This window comes from Salmonella sp. FC25216, assembly GCF_057751355.1.
This window is the reverse complement of the sequence record NZ_JBDGON010000015.1, coordinates 50,582-72,703: the sequence shown is the minus strand read 5'-3', so window position 1 is coordinate 72,703 and position 22,122 is coordinate 50,582. Positions and strand designations below refer to the sequence as shown.

General features: G+C 53.1%; 25 protein-coding genes and 1 riboswitch. Of the genes, 4 read left to right on the top strand and 21 right to left on the bottom strand.

Annotation, left to right across the window (positions count from 1 at the left end; translation table 11 throughout):
* Position 1 precedes the first annotated feature (1 nt).
* The 21 genes from pduX to pduA all read right to left on the bottom strand — a co-directional run bounded on the left by pduX (position 2) and on the right by pduA (position 16,741).
* Positions 2–868, bottom strand: a complete 867-nt coding sequence (gene pduX, locus AC3G3F_RS21915) for an L-threonine kinase PduX (RefSeq protein ID WP_134949926.1) — start codon at positions 866–868, stop codon at positions 2–4.
* A 93-nt stretch (positions 869–961) separates the two neighbouring features.
* On the bottom strand, positions 962–2,176 hold the full coding sequence (pduW, locus tag AC3G3F_RS21910; protein WP_088733865.1) for a propanediol utilization propionate kinase PduW: 1,215 nt from the start codon (positions 2,174–2,176) through the stop codon (positions 962–964).
* Entirely contained in the window at positions 2,173–2,613 is a 441-nt protein-coding gene (pduV, locus tag AC3G3F_RS21905; protein WP_088733866.1) for a EutP/PduV family microcompartment system protein, read from the bottom strand. The genes pduW and pduV overlap by 4 nt, the downstream gene beginning before the upstream one ends.
* A gap of 4 nt (positions 2,614–2,617) precedes the next feature.
* On the bottom strand, positions 2,618–2,968 hold the full coding sequence (gene pduU / locus AC3G3F_RS21900) for a propanediol utilization microcompartment protein PduU (protein ID WP_000402456.1): 351 nt from the start codon (positions 2,966–2,968) through the stop codon (positions 2,618–2,620).
* Positions 2,968–3,522, bottom strand: coding sequence for a propanediol utilization microcompartment protein PduT (gene pduT, locus AC3G3F_RS21895; RefSeq protein ID WP_088733867.1), 555 nt, complete (start codon positions 3,520–3,522; stop codon positions 2,968–2,970). Before pduT ends, pduU begins: the two co-directional genes overlap by 1 nt.
* Positions 3,523–3,524: 2 nt before the next feature.
* Entirely contained in the window at positions 3,525–4,880 is a 1,356-nt protein-coding gene (locus AC3G3F_RS21890; protein WP_053528892.1) for a 4Fe-4S dicluster domain-containing protein, read from the bottom strand.
* A complete protein-coding gene (locus AC3G3F_RS21885) occupies positions 4,877–5,989 on the bottom strand; it encodes a 1-propanol dehydrogenase PduQ (RefSeq protein ID WP_070803862.1) in 1,113 nt (370 codons plus the stop codon). Before AC3G3F_RS21885 ends, AC3G3F_RS21890 begins: the two co-directional genes overlap by 4 nt.
* A 10-nt stretch (positions 5,990–5,999) precedes the next feature.
* The gene (gene pduP / locus AC3G3F_RS21880) at positions 6,000–7,385 is read right to left on the bottom strand and encodes a CoA-acylating propionaldehyde dehydrogenase PduP (RefSeq protein ID WP_023245841.1); all 1,386 of its coding nucleotides are present in this window, start codon (positions 7,383–7,385) and stop codon (positions 6,000–6,002) included.
* Positions 7,382–8,389 carry a two-domain cob(I)yrinic acid a,c-diamide adenosyltransferase PduO gene (pduO, locus tag AC3G3F_RS21875; RefSeq protein WP_063390582.1) on the bottom strand — a complete coding sequence of 336 codons (1,008 nt, stop codon included), beginning with the start codon at positions 8,387–8,389 and terminating at the stop codon, positions 7,382–7,384. The genes pduP and pduO overlap by 4 nt, the downstream gene beginning before the upstream one ends.
* An 8-nt stretch (positions 8,390–8,397) precedes the next feature.
* Positions 8,398–8,673, bottom strand: a complete 276-nt coding sequence (locus tag AC3G3F_RS21870; protein ID WP_023179480.1) for a EutN/CcmL family microcompartment protein — start codon at positions 8,671–8,673, stop codon at positions 8,398–8,400.
* Positions 8,674–8,676: 3 nt separating this feature from the next.
* Positions 8,677–9,168 (bottom strand): microcompartment protein PduM, encoded by a 492-nt coding sequence (gene pduM / locus AC3G3F_RS21865; RefSeq protein WP_053528896.1) that lies wholly within the window; start codon positions 9,166–9,168, stop codon positions 8,677–8,679.
* The gene (locus AC3G3F_RS21860; RefSeq protein WP_053528897.1) at positions 9,165–9,797 is read right to left on the bottom strand and encodes a phosphate propanoyltransferase; all 633 of its coding nucleotides are present in this window, start codon (positions 9,795–9,797) and stop codon (positions 9,165–9,167) included. Before AC3G3F_RS21860 ends, pduM begins: the two co-directional genes overlap by 4 nt.
* Entirely contained in the window at positions 9,797–10,264 is a 468-nt protein-coding gene (locus AC3G3F_RS21855; RefSeq protein ID WP_264165436.1) for a BMC domain-containing protein, read from the bottom strand. The genes AC3G3F_RS21860 and AC3G3F_RS21855 overlap by 1 nt, the downstream gene beginning before the upstream one ends.
* Entirely contained in the window at positions 10,265–10,540 is a 276-nt protein-coding gene (gene pduJ, locus AC3G3F_RS21850; RefSeq protein WP_001057756.1) for a propanediol utilization microcompartment protein PduJ, read from the bottom strand.
* Positions 10,533–10,910 (bottom strand): glycerol dehydratase reactivase beta/small subunit family protein, encoded by a 378-nt coding sequence (locus tag AC3G3F_RS21845; RefSeq protein WP_023179472.1) that lies wholly within the window; start codon positions 10,908–10,910, stop codon positions 10,533–10,535. Before AC3G3F_RS21845 ends, pduJ begins: the two co-directional genes overlap by 8 nt.
* Complete coding sequence (locus AC3G3F_RS21840) at positions 10,900–12,732, bottom strand: diol dehydratase reactivase subunit alpha (protein ID WP_053510295.1); 1,833 nt, start codon at positions 12,730–12,732, stop codon at positions 10,900–10,902. Before AC3G3F_RS21840 ends, AC3G3F_RS21845 begins: the two co-directional genes overlap by 11 nt.
* Before the next feature lie 14 nt (positions 12,733–12,746).
* Positions 12,747–13,265: a propanediol dehydratase small subunit PduE gene (pduE, locus tag AC3G3F_RS21835; protein ID WP_053510294.1), complete on the bottom strand. Its 519-nt coding sequence runs from the start codon at positions 13,263–13,265 to the stop codon at positions 12,747–12,749.
* Between the two features lie 14 nt (positions 13,266–13,279).
* Positions 13,280–13,954 (bottom strand): propanediol dehydratase medium subunit PduD, encoded by a 675-nt coding sequence (gene pduD, locus AC3G3F_RS21830; protein WP_000405056.1) that lies wholly within the window; start codon positions 13,952–13,954, stop codon positions 13,280–13,282.
* Positions 13,955–13,964: 10 nt separating this feature from the next.
* A complete protein-coding gene (pduC, locus tag AC3G3F_RS21825) occupies positions 13,965–15,629 on the bottom strand; it encodes a propanediol dehydratase large subunit PduC (RefSeq protein WP_488395761.1) in 1,665 nt (554 codons plus the stop codon).
* A gap of 18 nt (positions 15,630–15,647) precedes the next feature.
* A complete protein-coding gene (gene pduB / locus AC3G3F_RS21820; protein WP_023245833.1) occupies positions 15,648–16,460 on the bottom strand; it encodes a propanediol utilization microcompartment protein PduB in 813 nt (270 codons plus the stop codon).
* The gene (gene pduA, locus AC3G3F_RS21815; RefSeq protein ID WP_001183617.1) at positions 16,457–16,741 is read right to left on the bottom strand and encodes a propanediol utilization microcompartment protein PduA; all 285 of its coding nucleotides are present in this window, start codon (positions 16,739–16,741) and stop codon (positions 16,457–16,459) included. Before pduA ends, pduB begins: the two co-directional genes overlap by 4 nt.
* 524 nt (positions 16,742–17,265) lie before the next feature.
* On the opposite strand from pduA, the gene pduF reads away from it, so the two are divergent.
* From pduF to cbiB, 4 genes are all read left to right on the top strand, one after another.
* Complete coding sequence (pduF, locus tag AC3G3F_RS21810; RefSeq protein ID WP_023245832.1) at positions 17,266–18,099, top strand: propanediol diffusion facilitator PduF; 834 nt, start codon at positions 17,266–17,268, stop codon at positions 18,097–18,099.
* A gap of 177 nt (positions 18,100–18,276) precedes the next feature.
* On the top strand, positions 18,277–19,188 hold the full coding sequence (gene pocR, locus AC3G3F_RS21805; protein ID WP_023245831.1) for a transcriptional regulator PocR: 912 nt from the start codon (positions 18,277–18,279) through the stop codon (positions 19,186–19,188).
* 325 nt (positions 19,189–19,513) lie between these two features.
* Positions 19,514–19,688, top strand: a riboswitch (cobalamin riboswitch).
* Positions 19,689–19,785: 97 nt separating this feature from the next.
* Positions 19,786–21,165, top strand: a complete 1,380-nt coding sequence (locus tag AC3G3F_RS21800) for a cobyrinic acid a,c-diamide synthase CobB (RefSeq protein ID WP_070803865.1) — start codon at positions 19,786–19,788, stop codon at positions 21,163–21,165.
* Complete coding sequence (gene cbiB, locus AC3G3F_RS21795) at positions 21,162–22,121, top strand: adenosylcobinamide-phosphate synthase CbiB (protein WP_023245829.1); 960 nt, start codon at positions 21,162–21,164, stop codon at positions 22,119–22,121. Before AC3G3F_RS21800 ends, cbiB begins: the two co-directional genes overlap by 4 nt.
* The last annotated feature ends 1 nt before the right edge of the window (position 22,122 follow it).

Here is a 22,122-nt window from a genome sequence, read left to right as displayed (position 1 = left end):
CTCACTGCAGTTTGACCCCGCCAGTTACCATCTTGAGTAAATGTTGTTTTGGCCAGTGTCGGGTAAGTTTTTTCTCTGCCAGCTTACTTTTCAGGCGCGCAATATCATGACGTTTCCGGTCCAGCATCAGACCCACCACGCTACCGCTATGCGCCACATTCAATCCGTATAAATCGCACTCTTCGACCAGCGACAGCAGGGCGGTAAATCCCGGCTTAGGTAGCAGAGTCTGGCTGGCGATAGCGCTAAGCGTAGCCGCCTCACCCAGTCGGAGCGGATTTTGCGTTATACAGGCTTCCTGCACCAGACTCCAGGCCTGCTGCAAGGTTGCTGAACTTGCTAGTAATTTCTGCTGGCGAGGGAGACGGTGATAATCTTGCGTGCGCAGCGTGACCGGGCTTTCCAGCATCAGCAAATCAAGAGGCGGCGGTGGCTCGCAGGCGATTTGCGTGGCCGCATTATTATGATCAAACAGCGTTAACTGATGAAAAACGGTGCTATCGGTAGGTTCTATTGAGACACAAAGCCGTGCAAGGGTAGCTTCATCCAGCGAATGGCCAAGATGATGCGCCGTTGCCACCGCCGTAGCGGCGATATCTGCGGTGCTGCTGGCCATGCCTTTGGCAATGGGAATTGACGAACGCACGTCGACGCGAATCTCGTGACTCCAGTGCGCAGGATACTGCCAGTGCGCCAGAACGCGCTCCACCATCGCCCGCGACAATGGGCGCTCGTTTACCAACGGCGGCGCAGCCGTGACTGCTACGGTGCTGTACCAGTCAACCGGGCAGGAGACCAGTTTCTCACTGCCCAGAATCCATCCCTGGATAAGTTCCCCGCATGAGGCGGGGCATTGCGCAACAGCCACGTTATCACCTTTCAGGTACGAATAGGGTGCGCGCATAGTGTCATGGTAAAGGCGCTATTACCATGACTTGCCGCAATTCGTCGTATAACGCTCTCAGGCTGATACACAAAGCCCTTCCGTGGCCGGTAGCGCAATGCGCATAACGTCTTGTGCGATCATTAACTCTTCGTTGGTGTTGATGACGGCGACTTTCACCAGGGCGTTCTCCGTCTGGATAAATGTCGCATTACACTGATTTTTCTCTTCATCAACGGCTAAGCCTAAAAATTGCAAATTATGGCAAACCGCCGATCTGGCGCGCGCTGAGTTCTCACCAATGCCCCCAGTGAATACCAGCGCATCCAGTCCACCCATTTGCATGATATAACTGCCAATGGTGGCGCGAATGCGTTCGGCAAACAGGGTGAGAGCGAGTTTAGCCTGCCGGTTACCGGTATTGGCTGCCTGTTCGACATCGCGGTAATCAGACGACACGCCAGAAACGCCCAGCAAGCCTGACTCATTATTTAATAACTGATTCAACTGTTGCGGCGTTTTGCTTTCGCGCAGGGCTATCCACGGCAGAATAGAGGGATCAATATCTCCGCTACGGGTGCCCATCATCACGCCTGACTGCGGCGTAAAGCCCATCGACGTATTGACCGAACGCCCGTTTTTGATGGCGCAGACGCTACTACCGTTTCCAAGATGACAACAAATCACCCGTAATGCGCTGAGTGGTACGCCCAGCTTTTCAGCCAGAACGCCGCTGACATACTTATGGCTGGTGCCATGAAAGCCATAACGGCGAATCCCCAGTTCGGCGTAATAACGCCAGGGAAGCGGGTAAATATAGGCGGGTTCATCCAGCGTCTGGTGAAATGCCGTATCAAACACGGCTACGGAAGGGGCATCAGGCAACAGTTGACGAAAAACGTGAATACCCAATGCGTTTACCGGGTTGTGAAGCGGAGCCAGTTCAGCAAGACGTTCGATTTGCGCTAACGTTTCATCCGTGACCAGCGTCGAGTCTTTAAAAAACTCACCGCCGTGCGCCACACGATGGCCCACCCCGTCAATGTCCCGCAGACTGTTAATGATTTGATAACCCAGCAGCTTTTCCAGCAGCAGCGTTACCGCATCGCGATGATCGGCAACGGGGACGGTTTCCTGCCATTTTTGGCTGAGCGTCTTAATTGTCACCTGCGCATCCGCCATTCCAATACGCTCAATCAACCCCTGGCAGCGCATGTCGCCCTGCGGCATCGCCAGTAACTGAAATTTCAGCGATGAGCTGCCCGCGTTAATTGCCATTATGTTGTGCGTCATAAAGATTCCTTAGCATTCAAAAAAGCAGCCATTTCATCAAATCCGGATTTTGTTACCGAGCTGGTGATAAAAAACTGTTGCGCGCCAGCCTGTTCCAGCCAGGTGCGGACACAGGAAATCTGCGGTGGACTGGCTAAATCAGATTTGGTGACGATCCCGATAGTGGGGCGATTCATCGGTGCGGTAAACCCCGGTGAAAAAGGCGACCACGCGGCGTCAGCGTTAAGTACCAGTGCGATAACCTCCGCGTCGCAGGCGCTGGTCAGCAGGGCGCTGTAGAGACAACGGTTTTCCAGATATTCCCCTGGCGTGTCGATGGCGGCGGGGGACCAGATAATCGTCTGCGTTTTTTGATAATGGAGCGTCTCTCCACGCCAGCACTGCGTTAATGAGGTTTTACCGCACTGCGAAGGGCCAATGAGCATGATGCGTTTCATGGCATTACGTCCGCGTAACGGGGCATGAGGTGAAACGCATCATTTCGCTCAGAGTGCGCGTGACTTGTTTAAGCGCATACTCAACGGCTGAAACATCGCCGGTCAGCACCACTGCGCCCGTGAAACGATCCAGAAAACCGATCTCGACGGCGCCTGATTTTGTGGCGATATCGCAGGCAATGATAGACGCTTCGCTGGGCGTAATCGTTAAAATGCCGATGGCGGCAACCGCATCCGGCAGGCCCAGTTTTTTAAATAAATCCTTACCGGGATTGGCGATCAGATGCGCCAGCGTCACTTGTTTACCGGGGACGTATTCCTGAATCATACGTTCGGTCGTGGTGTGTATTTCCATTATCCCTCCACCATCTGTCGCCACATAGCCTCATGCGGACGTGGGATCACAGAACGGTAAACCAATAGCCCTTTCTCCCCGGCGCTTTCGCTGGCTACCGTCACGGCGTTATTAACATCAGAGATATCACCCGCCACGACCATATAGCACTTCCCGCCAATGCCGAAGGCCATGTGGACGCGTACCAATGTCACACTGGAGGCTTTTACCGCCCGATCGGCGGCGCTGATACAGGCAGCCACGCTCCAGGTTTCAACAATACCAATCGCCTGACGCTGCTCCACGGCGTTTAACCCGCTAATGGCGGGTAAGACGCTGGCATGGATGTTCGCCAGCACCAGGCTGTCGAGGAGCATCTCACCTGCCAGAGAGACGCCCGCGGCTATTGCCTGTTGCACTGCGCCGACATCGCCGCCCAGCATCAATAAAAACTTACCCGGACAGATTGTTTTGCTCACCAGGAGCGACACATTGGCGCTTTTTAGCATCGCATCGCCAGCTTCCATTCCTTTGGCGATGCTGGTGAGTTCTAAAATACCTATTGCCTGAGACATAATTAACCTCTTACGACCGTGATGGCCTCATCGGTGATTTCGTGAACGATGCCATCAATACTGGCGTGAATGGGCGCGCCTAATGCGTCTTGCGGGATGTCAGCGATACATTGTCCTCTCACTACGCGATCGCCTTTTTGTACGCAGGGGATCGCGCTGGCGCCGATATGCTGGCGCAGCAGTAATATGACCCTGTCAGGCTGCGGTTCGAACGGGTTGAATGGCGCGTCGTGATACCAGTCGTTTAAACCCAGTTTGGCGATCAGCCGTTTGATGGGAATCAGACGGTACTTCGCCATCTCATCCGCCGGGTGGAGCGGTCCTTCGTAGCGCTGATGCTGCGCCCTGAGTTCGCGCTTAAGCATCCGATTGATGCGAACCGGGGAGATGCCCACCGGGCAGGCGACGCTTTCACAAACGTTACATTCCGAGCAGGTCAGTGCGCTGAGTAAGAGCTGGGGCGTCGCGGCCTGGTGATAATTAACGGCGCGCACCAGCAGATGCGGCGATAGCTCATGACCGATTAAGTGTCTTGGGCAGAGCTCCGTACATAACCGACATTGCTCGCAAACCGTCCTGGCGATCGCGAGAATTGTGCGATCGTCTTGCATCCGACGCGCGATCAAAGGATGCGTTTTTGGCAAGACCAGCAGGCCGCCGGTCGTCCTGGTGACGGGCGCATCCAGAGAAGGGAGCAGATTTCCCATCATCGGACCGCCATTAATAAACCCGGGATTGTCCACCGTTGCGCCACCCGCAAGCGCCAGCACGTCGCGTAACTGCATTCCCAGCGGAACCGTTAATGTCAGCGGCCTTGCGACTGCGCCATTGACCGTTAGCGTTCGGCGAGTAACCGGATACTGCTGTTCAACTGCTCTGGCGATATTCAGTACCGTCTGCACATTGTTCACCACCACGCCAACGCTGACAGGCAGCGCGGCTGGCGGGACGCGACGACCTGTTGCCAGCCATATCGTTAATACTTCATCACCGGCAGGGTAGACATCCGGCAGCATATGCAATCGGATGGCTGGCGTCAGTAACGGCGTCAACGCTTTGATTGCCGTCTGATATTTTTCTTTAAGCGCAATGATGCCCTCACGCGCGCCGGTTGCTCTCATGGCGTACTGTACGCCACGAATCAGCCGTGAAGCTTGTAAGGCCATCAGTTGCTGATCGACTTTGAGCATAGGTTCGCATTCGGCGGCGTTAACCAAAAATGTGTCGACCTGCGCCTGTAATTTTACGTGAGTAGGAAATCCTGCGCCGCCAGCGCCCGTCACGCCAGCGGCGCGCACGCGATCGCGGATAGTTTGCGCGTCGCAATCGGCGAGGTTGACGGTTGAAGCAGTATTCATAACAGCGCCTCCAGTAGCTCGCTAATAGCGATGGCATCGGCAGTACGCGGATTGGTTTGCAGCGTGATATCCGCCAGCGCCGCTTCCGCCATAGCAGGGATACGCGGCGTATAAGCTTGTTTTTTATCTTTCAGCGCTTCAGCAAGCGTTGGGATGGCGCACTGCTTTTTGAGCTGTTCAACGCGCTGTGTTAACGCATTGAGGCAAGTCGTTTCGTTAGCGCTTTCCGGGCATAAACGGCAGGCTTTGGCGAGCCTGGCGTATCGCTTCGCCGCGCGTGAGTCGTGTGCATTAAAGCGGATAACGGAGGTAAGCAATAGAGCGTTGGCAAGCCCGTGCGGCAGATGAAACTGTCCGCCTAACTGGTGGGCGATGGCATGGTTTAAACCAAGTCCGGCCTGGCTGAACGCCATACCGGCCAACGTTGACGCATTGTGCATTTTGCCGCGCGTCGCCAGACAGTCGCCTTTATTGACCGCTACGGGAAGATACTGAAAGACGATTTGCGTCGCTTTTTCCGCCAGGGCATCAGTGAAGTCGTTGGCGCGTAGCGAAACATAGACCTCCAGCGCGTGGGTCAACACATCCATACCCGTATTCGCCGTAATAGTGGCGGGTACGCTGACTACCAGCATCGGATCGAGAATAGCCATATCAGGATAAAGCGAGTTATTAAATAATGGATATTTAATTCCTTTATCAGGATCGCTAATAACACAGGCGCACGTGACTTCAGATCCCGTTCCGCTGGTAGTAGGGATAGCCACGCAGGTTTCAATTTCGATGCCAAATTCTCGGCTGAACCAGACGATAGCTTTTGCAGCATCCAGCGCGGAACCGCCGCCAAAACCAATCACAACATCAGGATTCAGGGACTGCATTTGCGTAATACCCTGTACGACCGTACCGATAGTAGGATCCGGCGTAATGTCGCTAAAAATGCTGAGACGATTATTTGCTGGCAAGGCATTACGCAGCGTATCAAGCAGCGGCGATCGCGCCAGAAAAGCATCACAGATAATCCAGATATGTTTATTCGTAAAACGCTTAAGCGCCTTCAGACTGCCCTGACCGCTATACAGCCTGGTTTGTAGTGAAAAGGTATTCATTACAACCTCGTTAGCGGATAGAAAAGCCGTTAGTGAGTACGCAACGCCGCGAACGGGCGAATGTGCGTGCTGACGTCGTACCTTCTCCGGTCGGCGTGGCGATAGTGAAGGTGGTAAAACCTTCTCCGCCGACGCCGATACCCGCATAAGACGGGCCATTTTTAACGAATATGGAGGTCTGTAAGGTACGCGCCGCCAGATTCAGACGTGACACGTTTTCTGAGTGCATAATCGCGGTATGGTGAAGGCCCGCTTCGACTTTTAGCGCCAACGCCAGCGCGCTATCAAAATCGCTGACTTTCACAATGGGCAGCATGGGCATCAGTTGTTCACACGTGACCCACGGATCTTCGGCATTCACCACCGCGATGAGCAGGCGAGGCGTTTTTGCCGGTGTTGCGATGCCTGATGCTTCCAGTAGCGTCGCCGGGCTCTTACCCACCAGTTTTTTATTCGCATGACCATCCTGTAGACAGACGGTACGTAATTTATCGGTGTCCGACGGGCTGAGAAGCAGCGCGCCAAACGCTTGCATCTGCTGAATCAGGCGTTCTGCAACGCTCTCGACAACAATCAGGCTTTTCTCGGCAATACAGGGCAGATTGTAATCAAAGGCAGCGCCGTTAATGATATCCTCCGCCGCTTTAACCAGATCGGCGGTTTCATCGACGATGCAGGGCGGATTCCCTGCACCAGCGCCAATCACTTTTTTGCCGCTTTTCATGCCCATCGCGACAATACCCGGGCCGCCCGTAATCGCCAGCACGGCGATATCAGGATGCGACATCATCTGCTGTGTCGCTTCAAAGGTAGGTTCTGCCACGGTGACGAGCAGATTACGTATGCCGCAGCAGCGAAAAGCGATCTCTTCGATCATCCCGATCAGCTTGAGCGACACCGATTTTGCGCCGGGATGAGGGCTAAAATAAACGCTGTTTCCCGCCGCCAGCATACTGATACTGTTATTAATAATCGTTTCTGTCGGGTTAGTGCTGGGCGCAACGGAGCCGATAACGCCAAACGGCGAATATTCAAACAGCACCATCCCGCCGTCGCCGGTGAGCGCCGTTGTGGTGAGATCTTCAATACCCGGTGTGTTATCCAGCGCGGCTTTGTTTTTGAGGAGTTTATCTTCTTTATTGCCCATTCCCGTTTCGGCTGCGCTTTCTTCCGCCAGCGAAGCCAGATGCGGCGCCAACTCCGCGCGAATAGCGTGAATAATGGCGCTACGCGTTTTTAGCGGGCATTGTTGGTAGCGTAAGAAAGCCTGATGCGCAGCGCGAATCGCCTCATCAACAGTCTGAAAAATACCGTTTCCTTTAGTTTGCGTTTTTTCCGGCGTTAGCTGTTCGCTTAAAATATTGCGGATCAGCATCTCAAGTTCAGATGTATTCATTGATATGTTCTCACGTCAATCGCCGCAATGGCGGCTTGTGCAATATCCATGTCCTGTTCAACGCTTCCGCCGCTGATACCAAGACCGCCAATCAGTGCGCCGTTACGCCACAATGCAAATCCGCCGCCAAAGGTGACGATTTTCCCCTGCATATGGGTGTCCAGACCATAAAGCGCAGCGCCAGGCTGGACGGCGGAGGCGAGTTCATGGGTGGCGGATTTCATGGCCACGGCGGTCCAGGCTTTTTTGGGTGCCAGTTCGCTGCTGACCAGCAACGCGTCGGGCATCCGCCAGGTCACGGTTGGCGTGCCGTTACCATCGACAATGCTGATAACAACCGGAACATGAAGCTCTTCTGCCCGCGCCACGGCGGAGCGAATTAGCTGATGGAGCTCCTGAAACGAAAGGGACATAGAAGATTCCTTAATGGCTGAGGGATAAGTTGAGGCGAGATAACGCCTGGTCACTTCGTTAATAATGTGGCGCTGGTGAGCGTCATGATCTTCTGCGCGCGCCAGTGCGTACAGACAGTCGGACAGACGGTTGATGTAACGCATGAGTACCTGTCTGACGGCGATATCCGCGCTCAACTCCACCAGGCGTCTTTCGGCTCGACGCGTAAGCGTTCGTGCGAAGTGCAGGCGGCTCGCCGCTTCGCAGCGACCCGGTAAAATAAAACTGTGTACAACGGCAACGCGTGACATTGCCGCGTCTATCGTCGCTTCCAGTACGGCAATTTCTTCGGTGCTGATATAACGCTGGCCTGGGTTAGGTTGCTCACTTTCACTGGCCAGTTCGGCGCTAAACCAGAATATTTGCTGCTGGACGGATTCGAGAAAGCGACGATGCTGTGGATGGTGTGTGGCGCACACGCATAAGCTTAACGCGGCATTGAGCTCATCCAGCGTGCCATACGCTTCGACGCGTGGATGCGTTTTACTGACGCGTTGTCCGCTAAATAAAGCCGTAGTACCTGCATCGCCAGTTCGGGTGTAAATCGTCATAGTTCACCTCAACGTGAAAGCGTGTCGACAATACCGACAACTGCGAGATCGATGGCTTCGTTAGGACCGGAAAAAACATGCCTGGCGCTGGAGCCGCTACTGAGCAGAACCAGTTCGCCAACGCCAGCGCCTACGGAGTCAACGGCAACTTCGTCGCCATTCGCTGGCTGTTGCGGAAGGTGTCCGTCAGCACTGACTCTGCGTACCAGTAAGAGCTTTTTCCCGACCAGAGAGGGGGATTTTTGCGTGGAGACCACTGCGCCTGTGACGCGAGCCAGATGCATGATTTACTCCTGCCTAATCAGTTGAATGTTTCGGACGCTGGCCGCTTCGTGGGCCAGTGCGGTAACGATGCATCGGCGACGAAGTACCAGAATCTGGCGCCTTAGTCGGGCAACATCGGCATAACTCAGGAGCTGACCTGAGTGCAGAATGATGGACTGACCATTTTCATCACAGAAGCTCAACGGCAGACGCGCCAGCTTTTTCACCGGTAAGGACGTCAACAAAGAACGGCATAGCGATATTTGTACATTGATCCCCAGCGCAAGTGCGTAGTGGAGCTTTATGGCAGCAATATCGTTGTCGTTTTGTTCGGCAATTCCCCTGAGCAAAGGCAGATCCGCCAGCAAAATGCGCAGATTGCCATACCGGGAAAACAGCGTGCGTGAATCGGCGTCCCGGAGCTGGGCTGTGCTAAGCGCAATATTGCTTTGCGCCCGTCGCTGCAGACGAAAGACGACCTCTTCAGCAATGCGTTGTACTTTGTCTTCGTTCATCGTCGGGCTACCAAAGAAGCGAAAGTATGAGGATCGTCGGCGCCGGCGGCATTAGCTTCATCCGTGTCGATATGCATCTCCAGACGCATATCCGGCGAGACGCGAATTGCGACATTGTCGAAAATAAGCCTGCGTTCGCTGCCTTCAATGGCGATAGAAACGGTATCGCCATGCGCCACGCGGAAGATCAGCGCATCAAGCGGGGACATATGAATGTGGCGTTGAGCGACGATGACCCCGGACGCTAACTCCAGTTCAGCGAACGGGCTTATCAGACGAATGCCCGGGGTTCCTTGCAAATCACCAGACATACGTAGCGGCGCGGTGATACCTAATGTCCTGGCGTCGGTCCGGGATATTTCAACCTGGCTTATGCTTCGCAGCGGGCCCAGCAGTCGAACCTTTTTTAACTGACCTTTAGGGCCAGCCAGCGTGACGGTCTGTTCCGCCGCGTATTGTCCCGGTTGCAGTAGCGCTTTTTTTTCGCGGATGGCCTGTTCGGGGAAAAGTCGCGCGTAATCTGCGGCGCAGAGATGGATATGCCGATTTGAAACGCCGAGCGGAATGGGGCGATTGCGCAGCTCATCCAGCACTTTATGAACCGTGGATTCAAGAAGCGTTTTATCCATTACGCGTCGCCTCGTTTTCCTGAATGCAGACATTGCGTGCGGGGTTCGCCCTTTTGGCGCTTGCAGGCAGGGTCCAGGCATAAATTGCAGCTAATAAGAGGCGATAAATCTTGCTGTACTTCCGGCAGTTGAGGTTCCTTAATCGGCGTTGCCTGCGCAATGGCGGGAGCGGATTCGGGGATAACGGCTAAAATACCGTCTCCTGGCCTGGCGATCACTTTATGAGCAATCAGACCATGCCGTTGGTCGGCAAAACTTGCGCCGGTGATGATGGCCGCCTGAACGGAGGCCACATCACCGGTGATTTTGATCACCGTCCAGCCTGAGCCGTGAGTTTTTTCGAGGCCCACCAGCGTGATGGAAGCGGCTTTCGCCATGACATCCGCGCAACTGATGGCTAATGCCAGACCACTAACTTCAAGTAATCCCAGTGATTGCTTCACGCTGTGCTCCTTATTTGCTGCCAGTCAGGCGGATTTAGGTAAAATAGCCTCAACGTCGCTATGCGGACGCGGAATAACATGGCAGGATTTCACTTCGCCTACCGCACTTGCCGCGACGCTGCCCGCATCAACGGCTGCTTTCACCGCGCCGACATCGCCGCGAACCATAACGGTGACGAGACCGGAGCCAATTTTTTCATAGCCAACCAGTTGCACATTGGCAGATTTCACCATGGCATCAGCGGCTTCAATGGCGCCGACCAGCCCCTTTGTTTCAACCAGTCCTAGTGCGTTATTCATACTGCTTTTCTCCTGTCGATGATGAGTCACATTCCCTGAAAGGAATGCCTTTAACCAGTCGCGCAGCGTTATTGCCGGTGCATCGCTGAGCGCGGTTGTTTTGGTGATACGTCAGCGTAAAAAGCGGCGCTGATGGGGGAAGATTTTTGTAATGCACTATCAGTTTTTCCCGATCGCAAGCGATGCCGACGAGCAAGGGGGAGCGGCTGGCGGCAAGCCATGCCTGATAGATCACCTCGCCAGCCTCTTGTTCCTGCACAACCCAGGGTATGCCTTCTTCCTCAATACCCAGCAATACGTGTTGCCAGTCGGATATATGGCATCCCAGAGTGGTGATAACGATAGCGGGTAAATTGTGATTACTTTCCATGAGCAAATGCCTTATGCCAGGAGAGAATCAGCCCTGTGGCGACAGCGTTTCTTGGGCCTTCTGTCCCACGAATATTGCCGCGTCCGGCCACCAGACGATAATGCGCCAGCGCGTCGGTAACGAGCTGCGGTACTTCGAAATCAAGCGCCGAACCACCGACCAGGACAACAAACGGAATGTCGCGGATATTGCCCGTTGGGCTGACCTGGCGTAGCGCCCGCAATGCGTTGGTGACAAATACGCGTTCTTTTGCGCTGCGGCGAATAGCGCGCACTTTTTCCAGCGCTATATCTCCCGGAAGCGGCACCAGTTCACCTGGTTTGACGACGCAGACACGAGCGAATACTTCAGGAGGAAGCGGAGCGGGGAAGAACTGAACGCTGCCATCCTCATGGCGAAGGTGAAAAAGACTTTCCACTTTTGCTAACGGGTATTTTTTGATCTCTTCCGCAAGGTAGCGATCGTTAAGTCCCAGCTCACGCGCAATAATCATCGTGACCATATCGCCCGCACCAGCGAGATGCGTGGCGATAATTTCACCTTTGGGATTAATGATGGAAGCATCTGTTGAGCCTGCGCCTAAATCCAGAATAGCCAGTGGGCGCGTTGTGCCGGGCGTGGTTAGTGCGCCCAAAATAGCGGCTTCCGCTTCTGCGCCGCCGACCTGGACGTTAATGCTGAGTTTTTGCTCAATCTCACGTGCAATCATGGCCATCTGGAGACGGTCCGATTTCACCATTGAGGCTATGCCTACTGCCTGCTCCAGGGAAAACTCTCCGGCCAGTCCGCCCGTCACGTTCACCGGAACGGAGGTATCAACAGCCAATAAATCCTGGATAAAGATTTCAGCGCTGGGTTTATTGGTCAGTTCCGCCATGGTTTGACGGACATGTTCCAGCATTCCGCCGATGTTGGTGCCAGTTTCACCCGTGACGTTATCAAGACGAGGGCAGTTGCTCACAGCTTTCATAATGGCATCGGCACCGGCGGCGATGTCAACGCGCTGAGTGCGTCCCTGTGAAAGCAGCTCAATATTGCCAGCGGGGATCGCGCGGGCTTTTACATCCCCTGAGGGTGTTTTCACCACCACCGCCGAGCGGTTGCCAATTAGCGCGCGTGCCATCGGCACAATATTTTTGGTCTCTTCCGAATTAAGATTAAAGACGGTAGCAATGCCGTAAGGATTGGACAGCGTTTCGATCACTTTTCCTGGAACGGCAACTTCTATTGCCGCCAGCATTCCCAGTGGAATTCGGTCGATATAACGAACTTCGTCCACGATAGGCAGCGGTTTTTCCAGCCGGTTGCTGACCAGCACGCCATCATCCTGCTGTAAGATAACGCCGGTTAGCTGATAACCGGCGCGCGCAGCGGCATTGATCATGGTCGCGACGTCAGCAAAGTCAAAGGCGGAAGAGACTACCAGAATGTAAGGTTTATCTGCCGGGCAGGTGAGCAGTTCTTGCGGCGTAATCGTTACGCCAACGCCCAAACCCACGCCGCCGGGGGTCTTGGGGTTATGACCGATCATCGTTGATTCGGTGATGATGGTTTCCGTTATGGTCTCCATCGCCACATCGCCGATAACTGGGGTAGCTTCATTGATGCGAATAAGCGAAATATCGCTGATATTGATGCCTGCGTTTTTTGCGGCAAGCGCAAGCGCCTCCTGAATGCCGAACACATTCCGCAATGTGCCTTTGATTCCGGTGGTTTCGGCCAGCGAGCTGCTTTTTATTATCAGCTCGCCTGAATCACTCAACGCTGCCAGTGCGACTTCCGTTGAGGAGTTACCGATATCTATGCCAGCTATATATTGCATATCCGCTCCCGCGCTTAATCGTCGCCTTTGAGTTTTTTGCGTTCGACATACAGCGTGGCGGCTTCACGAACGAAAGTAGCGCATATCTTTGCCTGATAGCGTGATTCCAGATCGTCCGCGATGGCCATCAGCTCTTCTTTTGTGGAGCGATAGGGACGCAGGGCGTTGTAGATTTCCAGAATGCGATCGTCGGGTACGGCGGTTAACTCTGCCGCGCGTTCGAAGTTCATCGCGAGGCGATCGCGTCCGGCATCTTTAGCGATAGCCGCCTGAATACGCAGTGTTTCTGGCGTAATTCGCATATCCTGGGCGGTGACGTTGTCGCTCAGTACGTTTTCCAGCGTGAAATCATCCAGCGTTTTATTGGTGGCGGTTTTTACCCATTCTGGATGTTTATTTGCCAGCGGATAATCGCTGACTTTCGCCGTGTGCGTTGACGTTCCCGCGGCGGCCGACACAGAGGTTTGCCCCTGCAGGCTATTCATGCGGCTTAACACGTCCCGAACCATAGATTCAATTGCTTCGGTATTCATGGAGGTATCCTTTTTTAAAGCGCCACGCGCAGTTCTTGCGGGTTTTTACCCGTCACAACGTATTTCGTTTCTTTAATGTGCAAAATGGCCGATTTTGCCTGGTACTTCGGACGAGCCATTTGATCGTTCAGCGTTGGGACTGGCTGTGGTGATTCGCGTTTTGCGTAGCGCGCGGCGTTCTTACCAATCTGGCGATAGGTCTCCAGCGTCAGAAGCGGTGCCTGTGGAAACAGCTCCAGGTTAGAAAGCGGCGGCAGGCCTTGCTGATGAATAACGGTTGTACCCTTTGACTGAATGCCGATAGAAATACCAGACCCGCTCAGTCGGTTGCCTTCAACGGCTACAAAGGCGACATCGGAAGATTTAAAACAGCGAATGACACGCGCTTTGATACCTTCTTCTTCAATCCCGGCAATGACTTCACGCAGAATGCTTTTATGCGGTAATCCGACAATATTGACGGTCTGTGACAGGCCAAACGCTGGTCCAACGGCAATGACGACTTCATCCTGCTGCGTTCCCTGTTTCGCTTCGCCAATTTCCGTCAAAAAACATTCTCCGCCAGGTGCAGTGGTTTGTGCAGCGGCGGTTGCTGAAGGGGCGTGAAACGAAACCGGCGTGTCGCTGGTTTGCATTTCTGACAGTACGTCTTCGATTATCTGACGCAGCAGTTTTTCATTAATTTCCATTTTTCACCCCTTAGCCAAGTTCGTTGTGATCGAGTGCGCCAGGGATATTTTTAATCTCTTCCCAGCGTTCGCCTTGCAGGCGATAACCTGTTGCCGGTCCGGCATAATCATTAACGTCGTTCACCGCCGAGAGCACTTGTCCACTGCCGACGATAATGGCGGAAGTATGCAGGTAGTCTCCGGTCAGCTTGGCTTTCTGAATGTTGAGCATGTCCTGAGCGACATCCGGGAAGCCGCCTTTGGCAAGCGCTTTCACCACTTCCAGACCGTTACGGTTTTTGTTGATGATGTCCTGCGCGAACTTAATATCTTCAACGATGTTGCGTTCAGGCATATCTTTCGAACCGTGAGCGTAAGTTGCGGCCTCAATCTCTTCATCGGTGATCGGCGGCAACCCCATACCGGCAAAGACGGCCTGTAGCGCGCGGGCAGCTTTATTGCGGATAGCGATAACGTCTTCTTCGCGAACCGGGCGCAGACCGCCGTCGACTTTCAGGTCGCGTTGAATGACGTTGTAATCGTCAAAGTCTTCGGCATCTTCATTAGAGCCGGCGAACATGTTGTCGTAGTTCGGTACCGCGGAATAGCCGGAGGAAATAAAGTCGGTCCCCGGCAGAAACTGCATCAGCAGGCGCGCAGTACGGCGCATATCCGAGTGCGTGAAGGTCTGATCGTTGCTGGAGGCGCATTCCAGATCTAACGACGAGCAGATTAAGTTTTCCGCCAATACGGCGCGGATGCCTGACGGTACCGCGGACGGTACGCCAATACAGCTGACCGATCCGTTTTGCAGCCCCTGAACGCCAGCCGCTTTGGTGATGTAAATGCAGCGCGCTTCCAGATAAAGCATGGATTTGCCTTCGGCATAGCCCATCTGCACTTCTGAGCCGGAGCCGGAGGTAAAGCGCATTTTCAGGCCACGAGAGGCGTAAGAAGAGGCCAAAAAGCCTTTCGACCACGGCGTATCATCGCCATCGGTAAAGACCGGTTCCGTACCGTAAACGGAAATTGTTTCGGCGTAGCAGGTATGGCCCAGCATCCCGAGTTTGAGTTCGGTAGCTTCTTCCAGCGAACACTGGGTCAGTACGCCGGGGCGGCCCACCTGTGAGCCAACAAGAAGGGCAATAGCGTTGAACGGCGCATAACGCGCTACTGCTACCGTTGTCTCCTGTTCATCAAATCCACGCCATGCGCCTTCGGCGGCATCCGCAGCTATCTGTACCGGATTATCTTTGACGTTGGTGACGTGCGCCTGCTGAGAAGGTGTACGACGAGCGCGCATTTTTTGCATCGCCATCATCATCTCAACCACATTCATCTGCGAGACGACTTCGACAATTTTTGCCGGCGTCATGGCGGTAGTGAGTGGAACAATGTCGCTGCGTTTCACATTAGGGTCACACAGCATATTGGCGAGTTTTACGGAGTCCATCGCCATAACTTCTTCCGCTCGCGCCAGATTGATGCCGTAACGGGCAATAAAGTGGTCAATCAGGTCAAAATCACTCACCGGTTTACCGTCTAACTCCGTGACGGCGCCGTTAACGATTTTGATAGACGGTTTTGGGTCGTTCGGGCTTTCCATTGCAATGAAGCCTTCTTCGATCCACTCCTTAACGAAACCGTCCTGGTTTACAGGGCGTTTCGCCAGCGCTTCAAATCTTTTCGATCTCATGAATCAGCCTCACGGATATCAGATATAGGACGGGCGATCGTTTTTCGGTTCGTCACCGAGGGTCGCAAGGACGGTTTTGCCAATTTCACGAGCGGAGATCACGGCCTGACGTACTGCGCCGGAATCGCCGGAAATGACCAGAATCGCTTCGTTGCTAAAGCTGGTGCCGTGTGCCGGAGAGCTATACGCTACGACGTCAACGTTGGCGGATTTCAACGCGGTATCAGCCATCAGTACGCCGACGGAAGCAGGGGCGCCGACAATTACGCCGCAGGCGCGTCCAACTGGCGCACCAAAGGCTTTTTCAAGCGCATAGCTGGCGCGTGCGGTATATTGCAGCTCGATGTGTCCAGCTTCATTGGCGTAAACATCGCCGAAGGTACGGTCGAGCTCTTTCAGTGCGACTTCGATCCCGCGTTTTACGTCGGAAACGTCGTTTCCGCCTAAAATGATCAGCGATCCGTGACCCGCGCCGCCTTTGGTATCGCGGGGTAGCTCAATACTGACCACCTCAGTGTTAGTCGCTTTGACCGCTTCATCCGCGGCCATAATATGGGGGCCTGCGCCAGTACGGGCGCCAAGAATACCGATGGAGCGGTAGCGTTTTTCGAGTTTCATCGCCTCTAACAAGGCGCTGTCTACATTGGCGATCACCAGACCGATGGTGTCGCCAATCGCGGTACCGACGAATTCCGTTAAACTGCAGCTTTTTTCTGCCATAGCCGTCTCTCGTTTGGGATGGGGGGTATCAGAACTAACCGTTTTTTCCGGCGTCGCCACACGGGCAATCACTTGCGCCATGATCTGTTCCACCAGTTCATTGCTACTCATGGGTTAATTCCTTTTGGTAAGATTTTTTCTACATCGGTATGTGGGCGTGGGATAACGTGTACGGCTTTTACGTCTCCTACATTTCGCGCGGCTGCCGCGCCAGCGTCGGTAGCCGCTTTTACCGCGCCGACGTCGCCGCGAACGATAACCGTTACCAGCCCTGAGCCAATTTTTTCGTAGCCGACCAACATCACATTGGCTGATTTCACCATTGCGTCTGCGGCCTCTATGGCGGCAGTTAAGCCTTTGGTTTCTACCATTCCTAACGCTTCTTGTTGCATAAAGACCTCGCCTGGGTTTTCCCGATAGTGATGACTATAAGAAGATGCGAGGAAAAAGAATGGCTGACTTGCTGTTGAGTATCATAAAATAATGGGGGAGTAATATGATTAAATTGCGTTTTGTTTTTATAACTCATTGATAATTAATGTTTAATATATTATTATTTATATGATTATTTTGCTTTTATTATTTCATTTTTACATTTTTGTTAGTGACGGAAGTATTTTTATTTGATACGGCGAAAGACGCAAAATGTGATGCTTATTCGAACTTGATAAGTTGGCTTGCGCAATATTTTATTATTCTCACAGGCGTATTTTATAGCTCATATTTCCCGTATGACGGGCTGATAAAAATATAGGGAAAGCAATATTTTGCTATCGCAACACGATTTTTCCGGGAGACAGGTCCGCAGGTTGCCAACAATTTACAGGCGGCACTTTTTATAGTGAGGTTAGCTGTACTCTACCGCCAGCCGAAACTTGCGCTGGTCAGGACACGAACTTTGCTCAGAAGGTGTCACATGAATGATTCTCTAAAAGCGCAATGTGGTGCGGAATTTTTAGGCACCGGACTCTTTTTGTTTTTTGGTATCGGTTGTTTGAGCGCGCTCAAAGTCGCAGGCGCCAGCCTCGGATTATGGGAGATTTGCATTATTTGGGGGCTTGGGATTTCACTGGCCGTTTACCTTACGGCCGGGATCTCCGGCGGACATCTTAATCCTGCGGTGACAATCGCGCTGTGGCTGTTTGCCTGCTTTCCCAGGCAGAAAGTATTGCCTTATATTATTGCCCAGGTTGCCGGCGCTTTTGGTGGCGCTCTGCTGGCGTATGCGCTTTATAGTAGCCTTTTTATTGAATTTGAGACTGCGCATCATATGGTGCGCGGTAGCGTCGAAAGTTTGCAATTAGCCAGCATTTTCAGTACCTATCCGGCCGCAGCGCTAAATGTATGGCAGGCGGCGTTAGTGGAAGTGGTAATTACGTCGATTCTGATGGGCATGATCATGGCATTGACGGATGATGGCAATGGCGTTCCTAAAGGGCCGCTTGCGCCTTTGCTTATTGGGATACTGGTTGCCGTTATCGGCGCGTCTACCGGGCCTCTTACCGGTTTTGCAATGAATCCGGCGCGTGATTTCGGCCCCAAACTGTTCACATGGTTAGCGGGGTGGGGGAACATGGCGATGAGCGGTGGGCGAGAGATCCCTTACTTTATCGTGCCGATTGTCGCGCCTGTTATCGGCGCCTGTGCCGGAGCGGCCATATATCGCTATTTTATTGGTAAGAATTTACCTTGTAATCGCTGTAAACCGGAAGAAAATGCGAACCAGATTCACAGCAATGATGTATCGTAAAAACAGGTGAGATAATTTCGTGATCTGCTTTCACGAACTGATCAAAACGTCTCCCTGCAATGGGAGACTTTTGGTATTGTCATTGTACTTTTTATCAGGGCCAGGATAATGGTAATAAAAAGTGAATGTAAATAATGTGTTTTGTTTATAACAATAAATTAACTGAGGGGTTTTATCATGATTTCTGCGAGCGCTCTGAACTCAGAACTCATTAATAAAATCGCACAGGATTTTGCACAAGCCACCGGTCTGGCGGTTGTGGTTGTCAATATTCATGGTGATGAAATATCTGAGCTATTCAATTTCACGCCGTTTTGTCAGTTGATGCGGCAACATCCCCAGCATAGTACACGTTGTCGTATGAGCGATCGCTGCGGGGGACTGGAGGCATCGAAGTCCGATCAACCCTGTATTTATCGTTGTCATGCCGGGCTAACGGATTTTTCTATTCCGCTGGTAATTGCAGGGCATTTAGTTGGCTTTGTTTTATGCGGACAGGTTCGATTAAGTAATGACGTGGAACTGGTAGACATTCTTAATGTCGACGATCGCTGGCAGGCTGACCCTGAGCTGTTGAATGAATTTCGGAATGTGCCAGAGATGGACTATTCACGAGTTATCGCTTCCGCCGATCTGCTTAAACTGATCGTTGAGAATTGCCTGAAAAAACAACTCAATTTTGTGGTTATCAAAGACAATCCGCAGAAATCGGAAACAAACAAAACCGCTCGTGGCCCCAGCCCGCATGACAGTAAAATGAAAAAAGCGCTTCGCTATATTGATGCGCATTTGTCCGACGATCTTCGTCTGGAGGATGTCGCTTCACATGTCTATCTTAGCCCCTATTATTTCAGTAAGCTATTCAAGAAATATCAGGGGATCGGATTTAATGCGTGGGTGAATCGCCAAAGGATGGTTAGCGCCAGAGAATTGCTTTGCCATAGTGACTGGAGTATTGCCAGTATTGCACGTAATTTAGGCTTTTCGCAAACCAGCTATTTTTGCAAAGTCTTCCGCCAGACCTATCAGGTTACACCGCAGGTTTACCGCCAGCAGATAAATGAGAGTTCTCACCCTCCATCGATATAAGTAGCAATATTTTGCTATTGCCGATTTTTGATAGTGTTTTGTATCTTAATCATTTCAGAAAGAAAATTTATCTGGTGTAACAATAAATTGTCATAGCGCAACAAAATAATAAAATTTAGGGCATAAACTGCACCAGTTTTTATTTTTGTGATGAAGTACAGTGTTAGGAAAGATAAGTTTTATTACGCTTTGTCGACACGTTCTATCGTCAATATACCGGTAAGGATGAGTAGATTAACGTCAGATGAGCAACCGCTCAGGCTATTGCTCACAGAAATGTAAAATGTAGCACATTATTAATTGCCGTTATGGGTGTGCCGTACAGCCATAACGTAAACCAACAGGTTTGCCACATTTGTGGTAGGGAAGGGGGTGAAAATCCCCCGCAGCCCCCGCTGCTGTGATGCTGACGACCCCGTAAAGACCACTGATCGCAAGATTGGGAAGGACGGGCGAGGAGGACGCTAAGCCAGAAGACCTGCCTGTCGGTGATAACCAACAACTTCGGTGGGAAGTGGGTTGCGAAGACGCGTACAGTCGAAAGACTGAACATGCGCGTACCTGTATACCCCTACCACCCTGAACAGGATCAGGGTAATGGCGGCAAGGCATCACGCATTTATTCTTGCAGGCACAGGAAGCGGTTGTGGCAAAACCACGGTGACGCTTGGTTTGCTGAGGCTGCTGCAAAAACGCGCGCTGCGCGTACAGCCGTTTAAAGTTGGGCCAGATTACCTTGATACCGGCTGGCATACCGCTATCTGTGGCGTGGTGTCCCGTAATCTTGACAGTTTCATGCTTCCTCCTCCTGTTCTCAACGCCTTATTTTGCGAACAAATGCAGCGGGCGGATGTCGCTGTCATTGAGGGGGTCATGGGGCTGTATGACGGCTATGGCGTCGACCCCAATTATTGCAGTACAGCCGCAATGGCAAAACAGCTTGGCTGCCCGGTCATACTACTGGTGGACGGCAAGGCTGTTTCAACGTCGCTTGCGGCTACCGTTATGGGATTTCAGCACTTCGACCCGACCCTCAACCTCGCGGGCGTGATTGTGAATCGCGTCACTAGCGACGCCCACTATCAGCTCCTCAAAAATGCCATTGAACATTATTGCTCACTGCCGGTACTGGGGTATGTCCCTCCTTGCGACGGCGTCGCATTACCTGAACGCCACCTGGGGTTGATTACCGCCAGAGAATCCCGCGTCAATCAGCAATCATGGCATGATTTTGTCGCTACGCTGGAACAAACAGTGGATGTGGATGCGCTACTCTCGCTGAGTCTGTTATCAGCGCTTCCGGCGGGAACGTGGCCTGAACGCCCAGGTAAAACGGCGGGGGCAGGGCTGACGCTTGCGCTGGCGGATGATGAAGCCTTTAACTTTTATTACCCCGACAACATCGATTTGCTGGAACGTGCCGGCGTTAACATTGTGCGTTTTAGCCCACTGCATGACCGCATATTGCCTGACTGTCAGATGATCTGGCTGGGCGGTGGATATCCTGAATTATACGCCGCGGATCTGGCGGCAAATACGATGATGTTAAAACATTTGCGGGCTGCGCATCAGCGCGGTGCGGCGATTTATGCGGAGTGTGGCGGTCTGATGTATCTGGGGAGCACTCTGGAGGATAGCGGCGGAGAAATTCATCAGATGGCGGATATTATCCCCGGCCACAGCAAAATGGGTAAGCGACTTACCCGCTTTGGTTACTGTGAAGCGCGGGCTATGCAGCCAACGCTATTGGCGGCGCCTGGCGAGATAGTGCGCGGCCATGAATTTCACTACTCAGATTTTATCCCCGAAACACCCGCCGTTATGGCCTGTCGTAAGGTTCGCGATGACCGCGTGTTACAGGAATGGACTGGCGGCTGGCAGACAGGCAACACGTTTGCCAGCTACCTGCATGTCCATTTCGCCCAGCGTCCGGAAATGTTGCAGCACTGGCTGGCGGCGGCGAGGCGCGTATCATGACGATCCTTGCCTGGTGTATCGCCTGGGTGCTGGATTTTATCATCGGCGACCCTCAACACTGGCCTCATCCGGTACGCTGGATAGGTCGTTTAATCACGTTTGTGCAGCGAATTGTGCGTCGCTATTGTCACAGCGACAAAGCGCTGCGGATTGGCGGTGGCGTAATGTGGATTGTGGTTGTCGGGGCGACCTGGGGCATGGCGTGGGGCGTACTGGCGCTGGCGCAGCGGATTCATCCCTGGTTTGGCTGGAGCGTCGAAGTCTGGATGATCTTTACCACGCTGGCCGGACGCTCTCTGGCCCGCGCCGCGCAGGAGGTTGAACGACCGTTACGGGAGGACGACCTTGCGGAAAGCCGAATAAAACTCTCCTGGATCGTCGGGCGCGATACGTCGCAACTTCAGCCAGAGCAGATCAATCGCGCCGTGGTGGAAACGGTTGCAGAGAACACCGTTGACGGCATTATCGCGCCGCTCTTTTTCCTCTTTCTCGGCGGCGTGCCGCTGGCTATGGCCTACAAAGCCGTCAATACCCTGGATTCAATGGTGGGCTACAAACATGAAAAGTATCGGGCGATTGGTATGGTTAGCGCCCGTATGGACGACGTAGCGAACTATCTTCCCGCCCGACTGAGCTGGCTGTTGCTGGGCATTGCGGCAGGACTTTGTCGCCTGAGTGGTTGGCATGCGCTGCGTATTGGCTGGCGTGACCGTTATAACCACAGTAGCCCAAATTGCGCCTGGTCGGAAGCCTGTGTGGCCGGCGCCTTAGGTATCCAGCTAGGTGGCCCAAATAGCTACTTTGGCGAGCGAGTGGACAAACCCTGGATCGGCGACGCGCAGCGCGATATTTCCGTAGACGATATTTCCCGAACGATTCGATTGATGTGGGTCGCTTCAACCCTGGCGCTGGCGCTGTTTATTGCGGCACGGTGCTGGTTATCTGGCGTGGCCTGAG